This is a genomic window from Nakamurella antarctica, assembly GCF_003860405.1.
GTDB lineage: Bacteria > Actinomycetota > Actinomycetes > Mycobacteriales > Nakamurellaceae > Nakamurella > Nakamurella antarctica.
Genome location: NZ_CP034170.1, coordinates 2,621,234 through 2,634,939, shown reverse-complemented (window position 1 = coordinate 2,634,939; position 13,706 = coordinate 2,621,234). Strand labels below are relative to the sequence as shown.

Annotated in this window: 10 protein-coding genes, 1 tRNA gene and 3 pseudogenes; 12 read left to right on the top strand and 2 right to left on the bottom strand. The window is 62.0% G+C overall.

What is annotated here, in order from left to right:
- Positions 1–372: 372 nt before the first annotated feature.
- A pseudogene (locus EH165_RS11770) lies at positions 373–1,608 on the bottom strand (pyridoxal phosphate-dependent aminotransferase).
- A 250-nt stretch (positions 1,609–1,858) separates the two neighbouring features.
- Here EH165_RS11770 and EH165_RS11765 point away from each other — a divergent pair.
- From EH165_RS11765 to EH165_RS16235, 6 genes are all read left to right on the top strand, one after another.
- A tRNA-Trp gene (locus EH165_RS11765) sits at positions 1,859–1,931 on the top strand.
- A 50-nt stretch (positions 1,932–1,981) separates the two neighbouring features.
- The gene (gene secE, locus EH165_RS16240) at positions 1,982–2,656 is read left to right on the top strand and encodes a preprotein translocase subunit SecE (protein WP_239020557.1); all 675 of its coding nucleotides are present in this window, start codon (positions 1,982–1,984) and stop codon (positions 2,654–2,656) included.
- Between the two features lie 68 nt (positions 2,657–2,724).
- The gene (gene nusG / locus EH165_RS11755; RefSeq protein WP_124799616.1) at positions 2,725–3,546 is read left to right on the top strand and encodes a transcription termination/antitermination protein NusG; all 822 of its coding nucleotides are present in this window, start codon (positions 2,725–2,727) and stop codon (positions 3,544–3,546) included.
- 83 nt (positions 3,547–3,629) lie between these two features.
- Positions 3,630–4,064, top strand: a complete 435-nt coding sequence (rplK, locus tag EH165_RS11750) for a 50S ribosomal protein L11 (protein WP_124799615.1) — start codon at positions 3,630–3,632, stop codon at positions 4,062–4,064.
- 98 nt (positions 4,065–4,162) lie between these two features.
- Positions 4,163–4,873 carry a 50S ribosomal protein L1 gene (gene rplA, locus EH165_RS11745; protein WP_124799614.1) on the top strand — a complete coding sequence of 237 codons (711 nt, stop codon included), beginning with the start codon at positions 4,163–4,165 and terminating at the stop codon, positions 4,871–4,873.
- A 157-nt stretch (positions 4,874–5,030) separates the two neighbouring features.
- Positions 5,031–6,074, top strand: a complete 1,044-nt coding sequence (locus tag EH165_RS16235) for a hypothetical protein (RefSeq protein ID WP_239020556.1) — start codon at positions 5,031–5,033, stop codon at positions 6,072–6,074.
- A gap of 10 nt (positions 6,075–6,084) precedes the next feature.
- On the opposite strand, the gene EH165_RS11735 is transcribed toward EH165_RS16235, so the two are convergent.
- A complete protein-coding gene (locus tag EH165_RS11735) occupies positions 6,085–7,581 on the bottom strand; it encodes a hypothetical protein (protein ID WP_124799613.1) in 1,497 nt (498 codons plus the stop codon).
- 356 nt (positions 7,582–7,937) lie between these two features.
- Here EH165_RS11735 and rplJ point away from each other — a divergent pair.
- The 6 genes and pseudogenes from rplJ to EH165_RS11705 all read left to right on the top strand — a co-directional run.
- A pseudogene (gene rplJ, locus EH165_RS16560) lies at positions 7,938–8,459 on the top strand (50S ribosomal protein L10); the annotation flags it as partial.
- Between the two features lie 278 nt (positions 8,460–8,737).
- Positions 8,738–9,124: a 50S ribosomal protein L7/L12 gene (gene rplL / locus EH165_RS11725; protein WP_124799611.1), complete on the top strand. Its 387-nt coding sequence runs from the start codon at positions 8,738–8,740 to the stop codon at positions 9,122–9,124.
- A gap of 116 nt (positions 9,125–9,240) precedes the next feature.
- The gene (locus EH165_RS11720; RefSeq protein ID WP_124799610.1) at positions 9,241–9,804 is read left to right on the top strand and encodes a TetR/AcrR family transcriptional regulator; all 564 of its coding nucleotides are present in this window, start codon (positions 9,241–9,243) and stop codon (positions 9,802–9,804) included.
- A gap of 34 nt (positions 9,805–9,838) precedes the next feature.
- Positions 9,839–10,804 (top strand): nitrilase-related carbon-nitrogen hydrolase, encoded by a 966-nt coding sequence (locus EH165_RS11715; RefSeq protein ID WP_239020555.1) that lies wholly within the window; start codon positions 9,839–9,841, stop codon positions 10,802–10,804.
- A gap of 32 nt (positions 10,805–10,836) precedes the next feature.
- Positions 10,837–11,832 (top strand): agmatine deiminase family protein, encoded by a 996-nt coding sequence (locus EH165_RS11710; RefSeq protein WP_124800489.1) that lies wholly within the window; start codon positions 10,837–10,839, stop codon positions 11,830–11,832.
- A 211-nt stretch (positions 11,833–12,043) separates the two neighbouring features.
- Positions 12,044–13,470 (top strand): annotated as a pseudogene (locus EH165_RS11705) (phytoene desaturase family protein).
- Positions 13,471–13,706: the final 236 nt, after the last annotated feature.

The window sequence follows — 13,706 nt, the reverse complement described above, 5'->3', positions numbered from 1 at the left end:
CGAAAATGATGGTGTCGATGGTGCCCGCCTCCGGACTCTGAGGGACCGTAAATCACTGATGACCGGAGACGAGGGAAACAGTGGTTGCCGCGTCGGAAGTCATTGCGTCCACGATAAGGGCGTCTCAGCGACGAAACGTCCTCCTTTGTGTGAACACTAGGTGAAATCGAATGGGCCGTCTATAGCCGCGATGGACTATCTGACCGGACCAGCTGCCGTCATTTCCGAAGTCGTCATTTCTCAAGCCCCCATTCAGGGCTTTGCTTCAGTTGCAGGTGGAGCTTCTTCCCGCGAGTGGAGTGACCAGGGGGGCGTCGGGGTGGCGCCGCGCGGGGTGCCAGCCGAAGGGAGAGTGGGCGTGCGGCAGGAGCGCTATCGCCCGGTGCGGAGGAACGCCCCCATGCGCTCGATTCCAGCGATCAGATCCGCATCGCCGAGGGAATAGGACAGCCGAAAGTATCCGGGTGTCCCGAAAGCCTCGCCCGGAACCACCGCGACCTCGGCTTTCTCGAGTACGAGCGCCGCCAATTCGGCAGAAGTCTCGGGTCGGAATCCGTCGAAGTCCTTGCCGAGCAGTCCGACAACGCTGGGGTAGGCATAGAAAGCTCCGAACGGTCCCGGCAGGTCGATTCCGGGGATGGCGCGCAGCATTTCCACCATCGTTTTACGCCGACGATCGAACGCGCCCCGCATTGCTTGGACGGCCTTGAGGGAACCGGATACCGCAGTGAGGGCCGCTTGCTGAGCGACGTTTGAGACGTTCGACGTCAGGTGCGACTGCAGATTGGAAGCCGCTGCGATGACGTCATTCGGGCCGATCATCCAGCCAACGCGCCAGCCCGTCATGGCATATGTTTTCGCCACCCCGTTGATGACGATGCATGTGTCGGCCAACTCCGGCACCACCACCGGCATCGATACGTGTGTTGCCTGGCCGTACACCAAATGTTCGTAAATCTCATCGGTGATCACCCAGATCCCGTTCGCCACCGCCCAGCGGCCGATGGCTTCCACCTGGGCTGGCGGGTAGACCGCGCCCGTCGGGTTAGATGGTGAGCAGAACAGCAGCACTTTGGTGCGCGGGGTACGAGCGGCATCAAGCTGAGCGACGGTCACCAGATAGCCGCTAGAGGCATCGGTGATGATCGGAACCGTCACACCCCCGGCCAAAGTAGTCGCCTCGGGATAGGTGGTCCACTACGGCGCTGGCAACAGGACCTCATCGCCCGGGTCGAGTAGTGCTGCGAAGGCTTGGTACACCGCTTGTTTGCCGCCGTTGGTGATAAGGACCTGGGAGGCGGTGACCTGGTATCCCGAGTCGCGCATGGTTTTGACCGCTATTGCCTCCCGCAGGGTGGGTAGGCCGGCTGCTGGTGTGTAGCGGTGATTTGCTACTACCGAACACGCCGCGATTGCCGCATCCACGATGGGCTGGGGCGTCGGGAAGTCGGGCTCGCCCGCCCCGAATCCGATGACGGGTCGGCCCGCGGCCTTGAGCGCCTTGGCTGTGGCGTCGACGGCGAGAGTGGCTGAAGGTGCGATGCCGGCTACCCGGCGGGAAATCCGGCTCCGGGGGGTGGGCGGCGTAGTGGGCTCTCCTGGTGTCATGCCATCATCGTTTCACGGCCTTGCAGAGTGCTCCAGGGCCGGTCAGCAACCCGCACGCCCCGTTTCCCGTTCAGTTCAGATGGCATGGATCTAGGATGCGGTGGGTGCAGTTAGTCGATCCGGCACGCGGTGCCTTACACTAAGACGTCCAGGGTGTACTCCGAGCGTGCGCGTGAAAAGGGCCGTGACGGATTGCGCCCTGCTTTTGCCTGTGCGAGTGGCTGGTTTACTCACAAGGCGAAGGTAGTGAAGGGGTGTAGCTCAATTGGTAGAGCAACGGTCTCCAAAACCGTAGGTTGCAGGTTCAAGTCCTGTCACCCCTGCAGAGCTTTAATGACACATTCGGCAGTTCAGAGCAGAAGACGAGGGTTGTGTGAGCAAGGATCGGGAAGGGCATGAGGACGATAACCTCGACCCCACCGCTGGTGCTGAGGCAGCTGACAGCATCGCTTCCGGCGCTGAGCCGTCGAATGATGCACGAGCGGACGAGGTAGCAGCAGAGGAAGTTGCCGAGCACGATTTTGTTGCCGAGCACGATTTTGTAGCTGAGGGCGCCGACGCAGACTTGGCCAACCCTGAGACACTCACCCCCGACGTGTACGAAGTCGAGGCTGAAATCGACGAAGAGGCAGCAGAGGAAGGCGTCGCGCCCGACTCGCACATCGACCTGACGAAAGCCGAAGCCGAATTTGACGGGGTGGATTCCACCGTTGAAGCCGAGTTCGAAGCCGCCGCTGTCGGCGCCGCGGCAGGAGCAGGTTCCAACCGAGCCGCCGCACGCCGCGCTGGGGCTCGCTCCGGTGTAACGGAGAAGAAGGGTGTGGCCACCCGCGCCCGCGACACCGAAGAGGGGCGCGACAACCCGTTCTCGCGCCTGGGTCGGTTCGTCCGCGAGGTAATCGCTGAGCTCCGCAAGGTGATCTGGCCCAGCCAGAAGCAGATGGTGACTTACACGATTGTCGTCATTACGTTCCTTATCTTTATGGTCGCATTGGTTGCCGGGCTCGATCTCCTGTTCCACTTTGGTGTCAAGGAGATTTTCGGTTAAATCTGTCCACGCGAATTTCAGTAGTGCACAGCAGTTCCCATGTTCTTTTCAAGGAAAGTGAGTCAGGCATGTCGACCCCCGACCAGCCCGTAAGCGACGAGCAGGAATTTGCTGCCGACGCCAGCACGGCCGCCGGTGCGTCGCTGGCTGACAGCGATTCCAGCGACGGATCGATCGATTACAGCGAAGCCGAATCCGAAGGTCTGCTGGTCCCCGACGCGTCAGATCTAGCCGCGGCCGAATTGGCTGACGTTTCTGAGCCCGTCATCGAAGCTGCAGTAGATGGTGAGCCCGACCCCACCGCAGAAATGCGTCAGGCCTTGGCTCGAGCACCGGGCGACTGGTACGTAGTGCACTCTTACTCTGGGTACGAGAAGAAGGTCAAGGCCAACCTCGAGAACCGCATCAAGTCCCTCGACATGGAGGATTTCATCTTCCAAATTGAGGTCCCGGAAGAAGAAGTCACCGAGATCAAGAACGGTCAGCCCAAGAAGGTCCTGCGTCGGGTCTACCCCGGTTACATTTTGGTCCGGATGGAACTGACCGATGGCTCTTGGTCAGCGGTGCGGAACACCCCTGGCGTCACCGGCTTTGTCGGCGCCAACTCCAAACCTTCGCCGTTGTCCATCAACGACGTCGTCAAGATCTTGGCCCCGGTTGCCCCGAAGAAGGCATCCGACAAGGCCAACTCGTCCGGGCGCGCCCCGGTCATCACTGAGGTCGACTATTCGGTCGGCGAGTCGGTCACGGTCATGGATGGCCCGTTCGCCACCCTGCCGGCGACTATCAATGAGATCAACGCTGACCAGCAGAAACTGAAGGTCTTGGTGTCCATCTTCGGACGTGAGACCCCGGTGGAGCTGACATTCAGCCAGGTCTCGAAGCTCTAAGGCTCATCGGCGCGAAATAACCCTGGCAGTTATTTCGTTGCAGCATTGTTGAGCCACAACACCCCAACCCCCCAGGAAGAAAAATGCCTCCCAAGAAGAAGAAGCTTGCAGCGGTTATCAAGCTGCAGATCAAAGCGGGTCTCGCTAACCCGGCACCGCCCGTGGGCCCAGCCCTCGGCCAGCACGGCGTCAACATCATGGAGTTCTGCAAGGCCTACAACTTGGCCACAGAATCCCAGCGCGGCGACGTTGTTCCCGTCGAAATCTCCGTATACGAAGATCGCTCGTTCGACTTCAAGCTCAAGACCCCGCCCGCTGCACGCCTGATCCTCAAGGCTGCTGGCGTCGAAAAGGGTTCCGGCACCCCGCACACCGTCAAGGTTGCTTCGGTGACGGATGCCCAGATCCGCGAAATTGCGGCTTTGAAGCAGGTCGACCTCAACGCCAATGACGTTGATGCCGCCGCGAAGATCATCGCCGGTACCGCCCGCTCCATGGGTATCACCGTCACCGCGTAGTAGTGAGCTTTCGCAGTACACCACAGCAGTACGTGGTTGGGGCCCGCGCTGGCTCCGAATAACCACAACTCCCTTTAACGAAGTATTGGAGATACACCATGAAGCGCAGCAAGGCTTATAACAAGGTTGCAGAGCTGGTTGACCGTGATCGGCTGTACTCGCCGCTCGAGGCTGCCAAGCTGGCCAAGGAGACCTCACCCACCAAAATGGATGCCACCGTTGAGGTCGCCATGGTGTTGGGTGTCGATCCCCGCAAGGCCGATCAGATGGTTCGTGGAACCGTCAACTTGCCGCACGGCACCGGTAAGACCGCTCGCGTTATCGTCTTTGCCGTTGGCGACAAGGCCGCTGAAGCTGAAGCAGCTGGCGCCGACGTCGTTGGCTCAGACGACTTGATCGCCCGCATCCAGGGTGGCTGGCTTGAATTCGATGCCGCTGTTGCTACCCCGGACCAGATGGCAAAGATTGGCCGAATCGCGCGTGTCCTGGGGCCGCGCGGCTTGATGCCGAACCCGAAAACCGGCACCGTCACCGCCGATGTCACCAAGGCTGTCACCGAAATCAAAGGCGGAAAGATCAACTTCCGCGTTGACAAGGCTGCCAACCTGCACATCGTCATCGGCAAGGCCTCTTTCCCGACCGAGAAGCTTGTCGAGAACTACGCTGCTGCATTGGACGAAATCCTTCGCTCGAAGCCCTCCACGGCTAAGGGCCGCTACCTGAAGAAGGTCGTCTTTGCGACCACGATGGGCCCCGGCATAGCCGTTGACCCGATGCGCCAGCGCAACCTGATGGAAGTTGCTGAATAGTCCTTCGAAACGCTCTCGCGAGCACAGCTTTTTCACTCAGCCCCGATGCGCCTGCCAGGTGCGCATCGGGGCTGAGTGCGTTGGTGGGCAGCTACGCTGACGTCTCACGACAAGTTGTACGGGGGACGGTATGACGCAACAGGGGTGGATTAATCGAATGACGCGCCCGGTGCAAGCGGTGGTGTCAGTGAGGGTGCTGCGGGCGCGGATAGTGCTTATCATGGGATTGCTTCTGCCGGGGATAGTGTTGCCGACCGGCTGCGGCGTGCAACTTGAGGCGGGGAACGCCGTCGCAGTCAGTCGGTCTCTGGGAAAAACCTCAGCGCCTGTTACTTCGGCGCCTACTTCCGCTGGGCCTACTTCCGCTGGGCCTACTTCCGCTGGGCCTACTTCCGCTGGGCCTACTTCCGCTGGGCCTACTTCCGCTGGGCCCGCTTCCGCTGGGCCTACCTCCGCTGGGCCTACTTCCGCTGGGCCCACTTCCGCTGGGCCCGCCAGTCTCGACGACATTAGCGACCCTATCGCCGCTCAACTGCTGCAGCGGATGGAAGAAGGCATGACGGGCCTGTCGAGAATGACTGCGGTGACGAGCGTCCGGAGCAACGGCTCGATCGTCGATATTGCCGATATGAGCCAGATTTTCGAGTCGGGAAATATCACCGCGAGCAGCCAACAGTTGTACGGGTCGGGCACCCGGGACTTAGCGACGATCTATGTGAATGGCGTCATCTATTTCTCTGCCACCGGGATCACCCAGCCTGGCGAATGGGTGGAACTGTCGGAGCAGGCACGAGACGCCCAAACAATGGGCCTGTACGAGTCTTTGCACCTGGCGGCTACCACCACCGCGGTAGGGATCTACGCGGAACTTTTGAAGCTGGCCTCTGATACCACGCATCTTGGCGTCGGCTCATTGAACGGAACAAATGCCGACAGCTACCAGTCTTATATAGATCTGTCCCGTATTGAAGAACTGGCGCTTGCCGAACAGCACAAAATGTTGTTCCGCGACATAGCTGAGCGAGGCGGATCAACACTGCCGATCACCTTCTGGCTTGATCCCGATCGCGGGCTGCCGATACAGATCATGCAAGACGTCGGCGCTGGTCCCGGGGCCGAACAGAACATCATCGCGTTTGCTCACTTTGACGAACCGCTCACTATTCTTGCCCCGGACCCAGCGGTCGTGACAACGCGGTAAGTGCGGCCTGTCAGGCGCGCGCTCTGCGCCGTGCGGCGATTAAGAAGCCGGCGCCAGCCAACACCAGCATCGCTGTCGCCGCGATGGCGCCAGCTACGTTGAAGCCAGTGGTAGCGAGGGCCTTGCCGCCTGATTGGATCGAGCCAGCAGTGCCAGCTGCGGCTGAGGTAGTGGGAGTTCCGGAAGTCGACACGCTGGTGGTCGAGGCAGTCGAGGTCGCCGATGTCGGCGATGTCGCACTCGAGGTGGGTGTCGTGGAAGTGGTGGGTGTCGTGGAAGTGGTGGTGACAACCACGGGTGTGTTGGTGACGGTGCACAGGATTGGCTTGGACGTCTTCGAGGCGTTGACCAAGTAGCCTCCGCCGTCTGCCTTCAGCGCGGGTACTGCGTTGGCGCCGTCTGTGCACTGCACCGTGTAGGTGTAGTCATGAATTTCTTTCCCGGTCGGATCCTCGCGGACCAGCATTTGTTCGCCAGAAAATCCGGTGACAGAAGCGATGTGGGCTACGTCGGTGTAGAGCCCGGCCTGCCCGGTGGCGGTTGACGCCGTGAGTCCCACGTTGCCGGGTGTCTCGGAGGCAACCCGGATGTTGGCGATGTCACCAGCAATGCCGTTATTCCACGCCTTTTGGGCGCTGACCGTTGCCTGGGTGCGCGTGTTGGTCAAAGTGCAATCGACGTCCGACGGTTCGCCCGACACTTCAAATGTCGCAGGAAAGAGTGTGACCTGACCCTCTTCGCTGGTGTTGAGCAAGCCCGACGTATCGCAGAATAGCGACGATGTGTAACCGCCGACATTGTTTGCGCCAAGAACTTCGTTGAGATCGATGGAACCCATTGGAAGTGGCACGGTCACGACGTTGGTCATGTCCTCGTAGACGGGGCCAGGATTAGCCGGGACTGTAGAGGACGCGGTGACGGTGCCCAAGTTATCCGGGGTAAGACCCGCTAATTGGCTCATGGGGGTGAGACTGAGCTCCGCGCTGTCGCCTTGTTGACCGTTGACCCACACCTTGTGCAGAGTGAGGGTGGGGGTGCTGTTGGTGTTGGTAAGAGTGCAGGTGATAGCGACGACTCCCTGGCCAGCAACGAGGGACCAGCCGCCCTCGGTCACCTTCGTTGTCACGGGGACGGCATTCGCGTCGATACAGTTGACCTTCGCGTTGTAGCTGGCCACGTTGCCTTCGCCGAGGGTCTCATAGATTCCAACGGTCGAATTAGGATCGACGGTGATGGAGGCGACGTGAGCAGTGTCTACGAAAGTTCCTGGCGCACCCGTAGCGGTGGAAATAGCGCTATTGCCATTCTCTCCGCTGAAGATGGTGGGGGTTGCGACGTCGCCTTGCTGGCCATCGACCCATGCCTTCTGCACCGAAACGGCGACACCTGCGGGCGCTGCGGATGCTGCGGGCGCGAAAGCGAGGGCGACCATGGCGCCCAGCGCGACGGTCGCGACAAGAGCGCTCGCCTGTCGCCCTGTTGAACGAATTTCTAGACCTGTGGACACGGGGATCTCCGATGACGGTTGGGACTTTAGAGTGGATTGTCTGATTCAACTACAAAAGTTGTGAACCGTGGTCGAAATTCAAAATTTGCCCTGCGCAGGCCCCTGTACTAGTGTCTATCTAGATCCACCACAGACCGTCGGTTGCTCCGCGCCCTTATGGGGTTGCGAAGACGAAGGTTCGGCCCAGCCGGACGCCAGCGTAGGAGGACGAGGTTAGATTGCGCTGATCAGCGATATTTCACGCCCCGTGCCACCGCGCCGGGGCGTTTTTCTTTGTCCAAGCCCTCTGCAGCCTATTTTCAGTGGCCGATAGCTCTTCGCTATCGGGACGCACAGATTTCAAGGAAGGAGACGAGATGGTAAAGGCACAATCGGTTGCGACCGTCGCCGAGATCGCGGAAGAATTCCGCACCTCCTCGGCCGCAGTCATCACCGAATACCGTGGCCTCACGATGAAGCAGCTCACGCAGCTTCGCCGCGACCTCGGTTCGACCACCAGCTACACCGTCGCCAAAAACACCTTCGTCAAGCGCGCAGCCGCCGACGCCGGAGTGGAAGGTCTCGACGACCTGCTCATCGGTCCGACGGCCATCGCATTTGTGAAGGGCGAGCCCAGCGAAGCGGCCAAGGCCATTCGTGATTTCGCTAAGACCAACCCGCTTCTGGTGATCAAGGGCGGTGTGCTTGATGGCAAGCCGCTCCAGGTCGCCGATGTTGCGAAGCTGGCAGATTTGGAGAGCCGCGAGGTTCTCTTGGCCAAGTTCGCTGGCGCAATGAAGGGCAACCTGACGAAGGCTGCTGTTCTCTTCGCTCAGCTTCCGTCCCAGATGGCCCGGCTTGCCCAGGCTCTCGCGGACAAGAAGGCCGAAGCTGGGGAGACCCTCCCCGATGGCGCCGAGGCCGAAGATGCAGCAGGCGAAGCTGCATCAGTCGATGAAACTGTCGACGCCGCTGACGCTCCCGCTGCAGACATTCCTGGTGGAGACATTCCTGCTGAAGAAGTCCCCAACGAGGAAGTTCAGCAGGCAGAAGCCGCAAGCACCGAGGCCCCGGCCGACCAGGCCTGAGCTGACACGTTCCACCTAAGTCAGTTCAGCCCGATCTGACACCACACCGACTACCCGCATCGCGGGCGTTGTATTGAAAGGACGCCATCATGGCAAAGCTCTCCTCCGACGAATTGCTCGAAGCCTTCAAGGAACTGACCCTGATTGAGCTCAGCGAGTTCATCAAGCAGTTTGAAGACACCTTCGGCGTGACCGCGGCCGCTCCGGTTGCCGTTGCCGCCGCCGGTGGCGCTGCTGCTCCGGCCGAGGCCGAAGCCGAGCAGGACGAGTTCGACGTCATCCTCGAGTCCGCTGGCGAGAAGAAGGTCCAGGTCATTAAGGCCGTCCGCGAGCTCGTCTCCGGTCTGGGACTCAAGGAAGCCAAGGACCTGGTTGACGCCGCTCCGAAGGCAATCTTGGAGAAGGTCGACAAGGCCGCTGCAGAGGCAGCCAAGGCCAAGCTCGAAGAGGCCGGCGCCAAGGCCACCGTCAAGTAGTTCGTTGTTCACACTCCGGCTAGCCGGAGTTAGTAGTGCCGCACCACGAAAAGGGGCGGGTCCGGTATTCGGGTCCGCCCCTTTTTTCTATAGTGGGAACTTGGGAAGGTGGGGTTATGGGACGCAGGGAAGAAGTGCTAGACGCGGCTATTACGGTCGTGGCACGCGGCGGTATCCGGGGCCTCACACACCGAGCCGTCGATCTGCAAAGCGCGGTACCCGCTGGGACCACGTCCAACTACTTTCGCACTCGGGCCGATTTAACCACCGCAACTTTCGGGCGTCTCGCCGAGCTGATCGAGGCAACAATTTCCTCTGTTGATGCTGCCCCGGTGTCCGATATCGAGGGCTTGATCCAGGCCTTAGGTTTCAGCATGAAGATGACGCTCGGCCCCGGAATCACCGTCGCGGGCGCTGCCGCAGTGATGTTTACCGAGGCGGCCATCGACCCGTCACTGCACGCCAGTGTGGTTGCAACGAACGAACTTTGGTGCGGAGCCATGGAACGACTGCTGCGGCGCGCAGGCATCACAGATGATGTTGAGCGCCGAGCCCGTTGGCTCCTTTCCTACGCCAACGGTCTCGTAGTGGATCAGATGGCAATGAATGAGATGCATTTCGATCCGGTGGCGGCGATGCGCGCCGCGATTATGGGCTTTGGCCACCCTGGCGACGGGTAGATTCCAACCATCAATAATGGATGGAGAACCTCACATGACTTCCTCAATGCCGGTGATCACCTCGGCTGCCGCGTACGATTCGCCGGCGAGGGTGCACGACCCCGAACGCGGATCGCTTCGGGTGGGCCTTGTGCAACACCGGTGGCGCGCTGACCCGGCGGAATTGGTCGACGTACTGACCGGCGCAATTGGCCAGGCCGCGGACGGCGGCGCAAAGATCGTCTTCCTGCCTGAGTTGACGCTGTCCCGGTACCCGGCCGATACGCTGCCGACAGGTGTGGCTAGCGACATCGCCGAAGACCTGATGACGGGTCCGACTTTCGCTTTTGCGACCGCCGCCGCTGCGCGCCACGAGGTGCTGGTGCACGCCTCGCTGTACCAAAAGGCCGACGCAGCTGACGGGTTGGGCCTGAACACCGCGTTCGTGGTGAACCCGGCGGGGGAGTTGGTGGCGCGCACCCACAAGCTGCATATCCCTGTCACCGAGGGCTATTACGAGGACAAGTTCTTCCGCCCCGGCCCGGCTAATCCGGAAAGCTATGCGGTACACCGTTTCTCGGATCTGGGCGACGTGGGCGTGGGGCTGCCGACCTGCTGGGACGAGTGGTTCCCCGAGGTGGCCCGGATATACGCGTTGGGCGGCGCCGACCTGCTCGCCTACCCGACCGCGATCGGGTCGGAACCGGGCCACCCGGCCTTCGACACGCAGCCGCTGTGGCAGCAGGTCATCGTCGGTCACGCGATCTCCAACGGTGTGTTCATCGCCGTCCCCAACCGGATCGGGCACGAGGGATTGGTAGAGTTTTACGGTTCGTCATTCATCGTTGATCCGTACGGTCGGATTCTGGCGCAGGCCCCTCGGGATACAGAGGCGGTGCTGTTGGCAGATTTGGATCTGGACATGCGCAGGGACTGGCTCGATCTATTCCCGTTCCTTCGTACCCGCAGGCCTGAGACGTATGGCGCCCTGTCGGTGCCGGTCGCGGGAATCGCGCAGTGACCCCACCACCAGAGGATGCGCCCCGGTGGTTGATGCCGGCAGAGACCGCGCCCCACGCCGCGACCTGGATGGCGTGGCCCAGCAGTGGGTACACGCTGGGGGAGACTGCGGCAGAAGCTGACGCGGCGCGCGCGGCATGGACCTCGGTAGCGCACGCCGTCGCTGAGTTCGAGCCGGTGAAGATGGTCGTGGATCCGGCGGCACTGGAGGTCGCGAGGAAGTGGCTGAGCGGCGACATCGAGTTGCTCTGCTGTCCGCTCGATGACGCCTGGATGCGCGATATGGGCCCCAGCTTCGTCATCGACCAAGCCACCGGGACCCTGGGTGCCGTGGATTGGGTGTTCAACGGCTGGGGGCAGCAGTCCTGGGCGAGCTGGGAGAAGGACGCAAAGGTGGCCCGTCAGGTCGCCGAGTGGGCGGGCGCGACCATCGTCAGCTCCCCGATGGTGAACGAGGGCGGCGCGATCCACGTGGACGGCGCCGGCCTGGTGATGGTCACCGAGACCGTTCAGCGCGGCGCGGGACGCAACCCGGATTGGACCCGCCAGCAGGTGGAGGCAGAACTCTCCCGCACCATCGGCGCTTCCACGGTTGTCTGGTTCGAACGCGGTCTGAGCAGGGACTATGACGAGTTCGGCACGCGCGGCCATGTTGATCTGTTGGCCACTGCTGCCGACTCCAGCGCTGTATTGCTCCACGACCAGCGAAACAGCAGTCACCCCGACTACACCGTCAGCGCCGAGTTGCGTGCCAGGTTGACGGCTGACCTTCCGGACTGGGAGATCCTTTCCCTGCCGGCGCCCCAGACCTTGCGCGACGAGCACGGCCCGGTCGACTACAGCTACGTCAACCACCTGGTCTGCAACGGCGGCGTCATCGCGTGCTCCTTTGGCGACCCGCACGACGACGCGGCCGCGGGGATCCTCGCCGACGCCTATCCGGGACGCACGGTGGTTTCGGTTGATGCGCGGGAGCTATTCGCCCGCGGCGGGGGAATCCACTGCATCACGCAGCAGCAGCCCGCCTAGTTGCTCCCCTATCGCCGAGCGGTGGGCTGTGCGAAGAAATCCGCCGAGATTCTCGTAACAGCGCACCGCTCGGCGCAGATGTGGCCCACCGAGCGCCTCCCCGGTTGCGTACCTTTACAAGGGTGAACACCGACAGCGGCAGCACCGCGTGAGCGACCCTGATGTCGTCGTCGTCGGGAGCGGGCCCAACGGGCTTGCAGCGGCTGTGACGATGGCCCGAGCGGGACTGAAGGTTTCCGTTCTGGAGCAGGCGCCTACCCTCGGCGGCGGGCTGCGAACGACCGAGTTGATGATGCCCGACGCGGTGCACGATATCTGCTCCGCGGTGCATCCGCTGGCGTTGGTGTCGCCCTTTTTCCGAGATTTCGAGCTCGTCAACCGCATCGAGTTGGTCGTGCCGGAGATCTCCTATGCCCATCCGCTACGGCAGGGGGTATCCGGAATTGCGTACAAGGACCTGGACCGGACGGCGGCTGAACTGGGCGTCGACGGCGACTCCTGGCGCAGACTGTTTAATCCCCTGGTGGGCCGGTACCGCGACATTGTCGAGTTCACTTCGAATCAGTTGTTGCAGCTCCCGCGTCACCCGGTTACGACCGCGCTGTTCGGGCTGCGGGTGTTGGAGCAGGGCAGCCCGGCGTGGAACATGCGATTTCGTGGTGACGTTGCGCCCGCGATGCTGTCCGGGGTCAACGCGCACTCCATCGGTGCGATGCCCAGCCTCGCCACTTCCGGCGCTGGCCTGCTGCTCGCCACCCTGGGCCACGCCGTAGGGTGGCCGGTCCCCATCGGCGGCTCGGTATCGATCGCCAACGCGATGATCGACGACATCCTCGAGCATGGGGGAACGGTCGAAACGGGCGTGCTGGTAACGGATCTCGCCGAGTTAGGACGCGCGAAGGTCGTTCTGCTCGACGTCGCCCCGAGAGGGCTGCTCGACATTGCCGGCTCGCGGCTTCCGGACAAATATCGGCGAACCCTCAAAGGCTTCCGGTACGGGGACGGCGCGGCAAAGGTCGACTTCGTGCTGTCCGGACCCGTCCCATGGGCAGACCCGCAACTCGCGGCGGCCCCCACCCTGCACCTGGGCGGCAGTCGGGCGGAGGTAGCTGCGGCCGAAGCGGATGTGGCTGCCGGGCGGGTTCCGGAGAAGCCTTACGTCCTGCTGTCGCAGCCTTCGATCTGCGATCCGGGGCGCGCACCGCAGGGCTTTTCGACGCTCTGGGCGTATTGCCATGTGCCATCGGGCAGCGGCTTGGATATGACGGAGCCGATCATCAGACGGATCGAAGAATTCGCGCCCGCCTTCCGCGACGTCATCGTCAGCAGTAGGAGCGTCACCGCCGCAGGCCTGGCCGACTACAACCCGAACTACATCGGCGGCGACTTCAGCGCTGGTGAGGTAAGCATCCGGCAGTTGCTGAAGCGGCCCATACTAAGCCGTACCCCGTGGCGTACCCCCCTTCCGGGGTGTACCTGTGTTCGTCATCGACACCGCCGGGTCCGGGTGTGAACGGGATGGCCGGGTATCTGGCGGCAAAAACTGCCCTGAAAGATGTGTTTGCGCAGGCCGCGCCGGATTTGGGGGTGCGGAACGCGAAGCGAACAGGTCACGGAAAGGACTCGCGCAGCGTGTGAGTCTTGACGAATCGACGCTCAGGGTTCAGGCTTGGTTTCAGCAAAGTCGGTCCACTCATTGCCGGTTCTGACCAGCTCTTTCTACGACTCGAGCGCGATTACCAAGGCTTCGCGGCCCCCGCTTGATCAGGGAAGAGGATGTGCCCGCTGCGCACCACCCCAGGGCAGGGGAGGCAGCAGTGTAGCGGGTCACAGGCCCGATGAGTGGACATAGTTGCTTGCCGTCGCTATGCTGG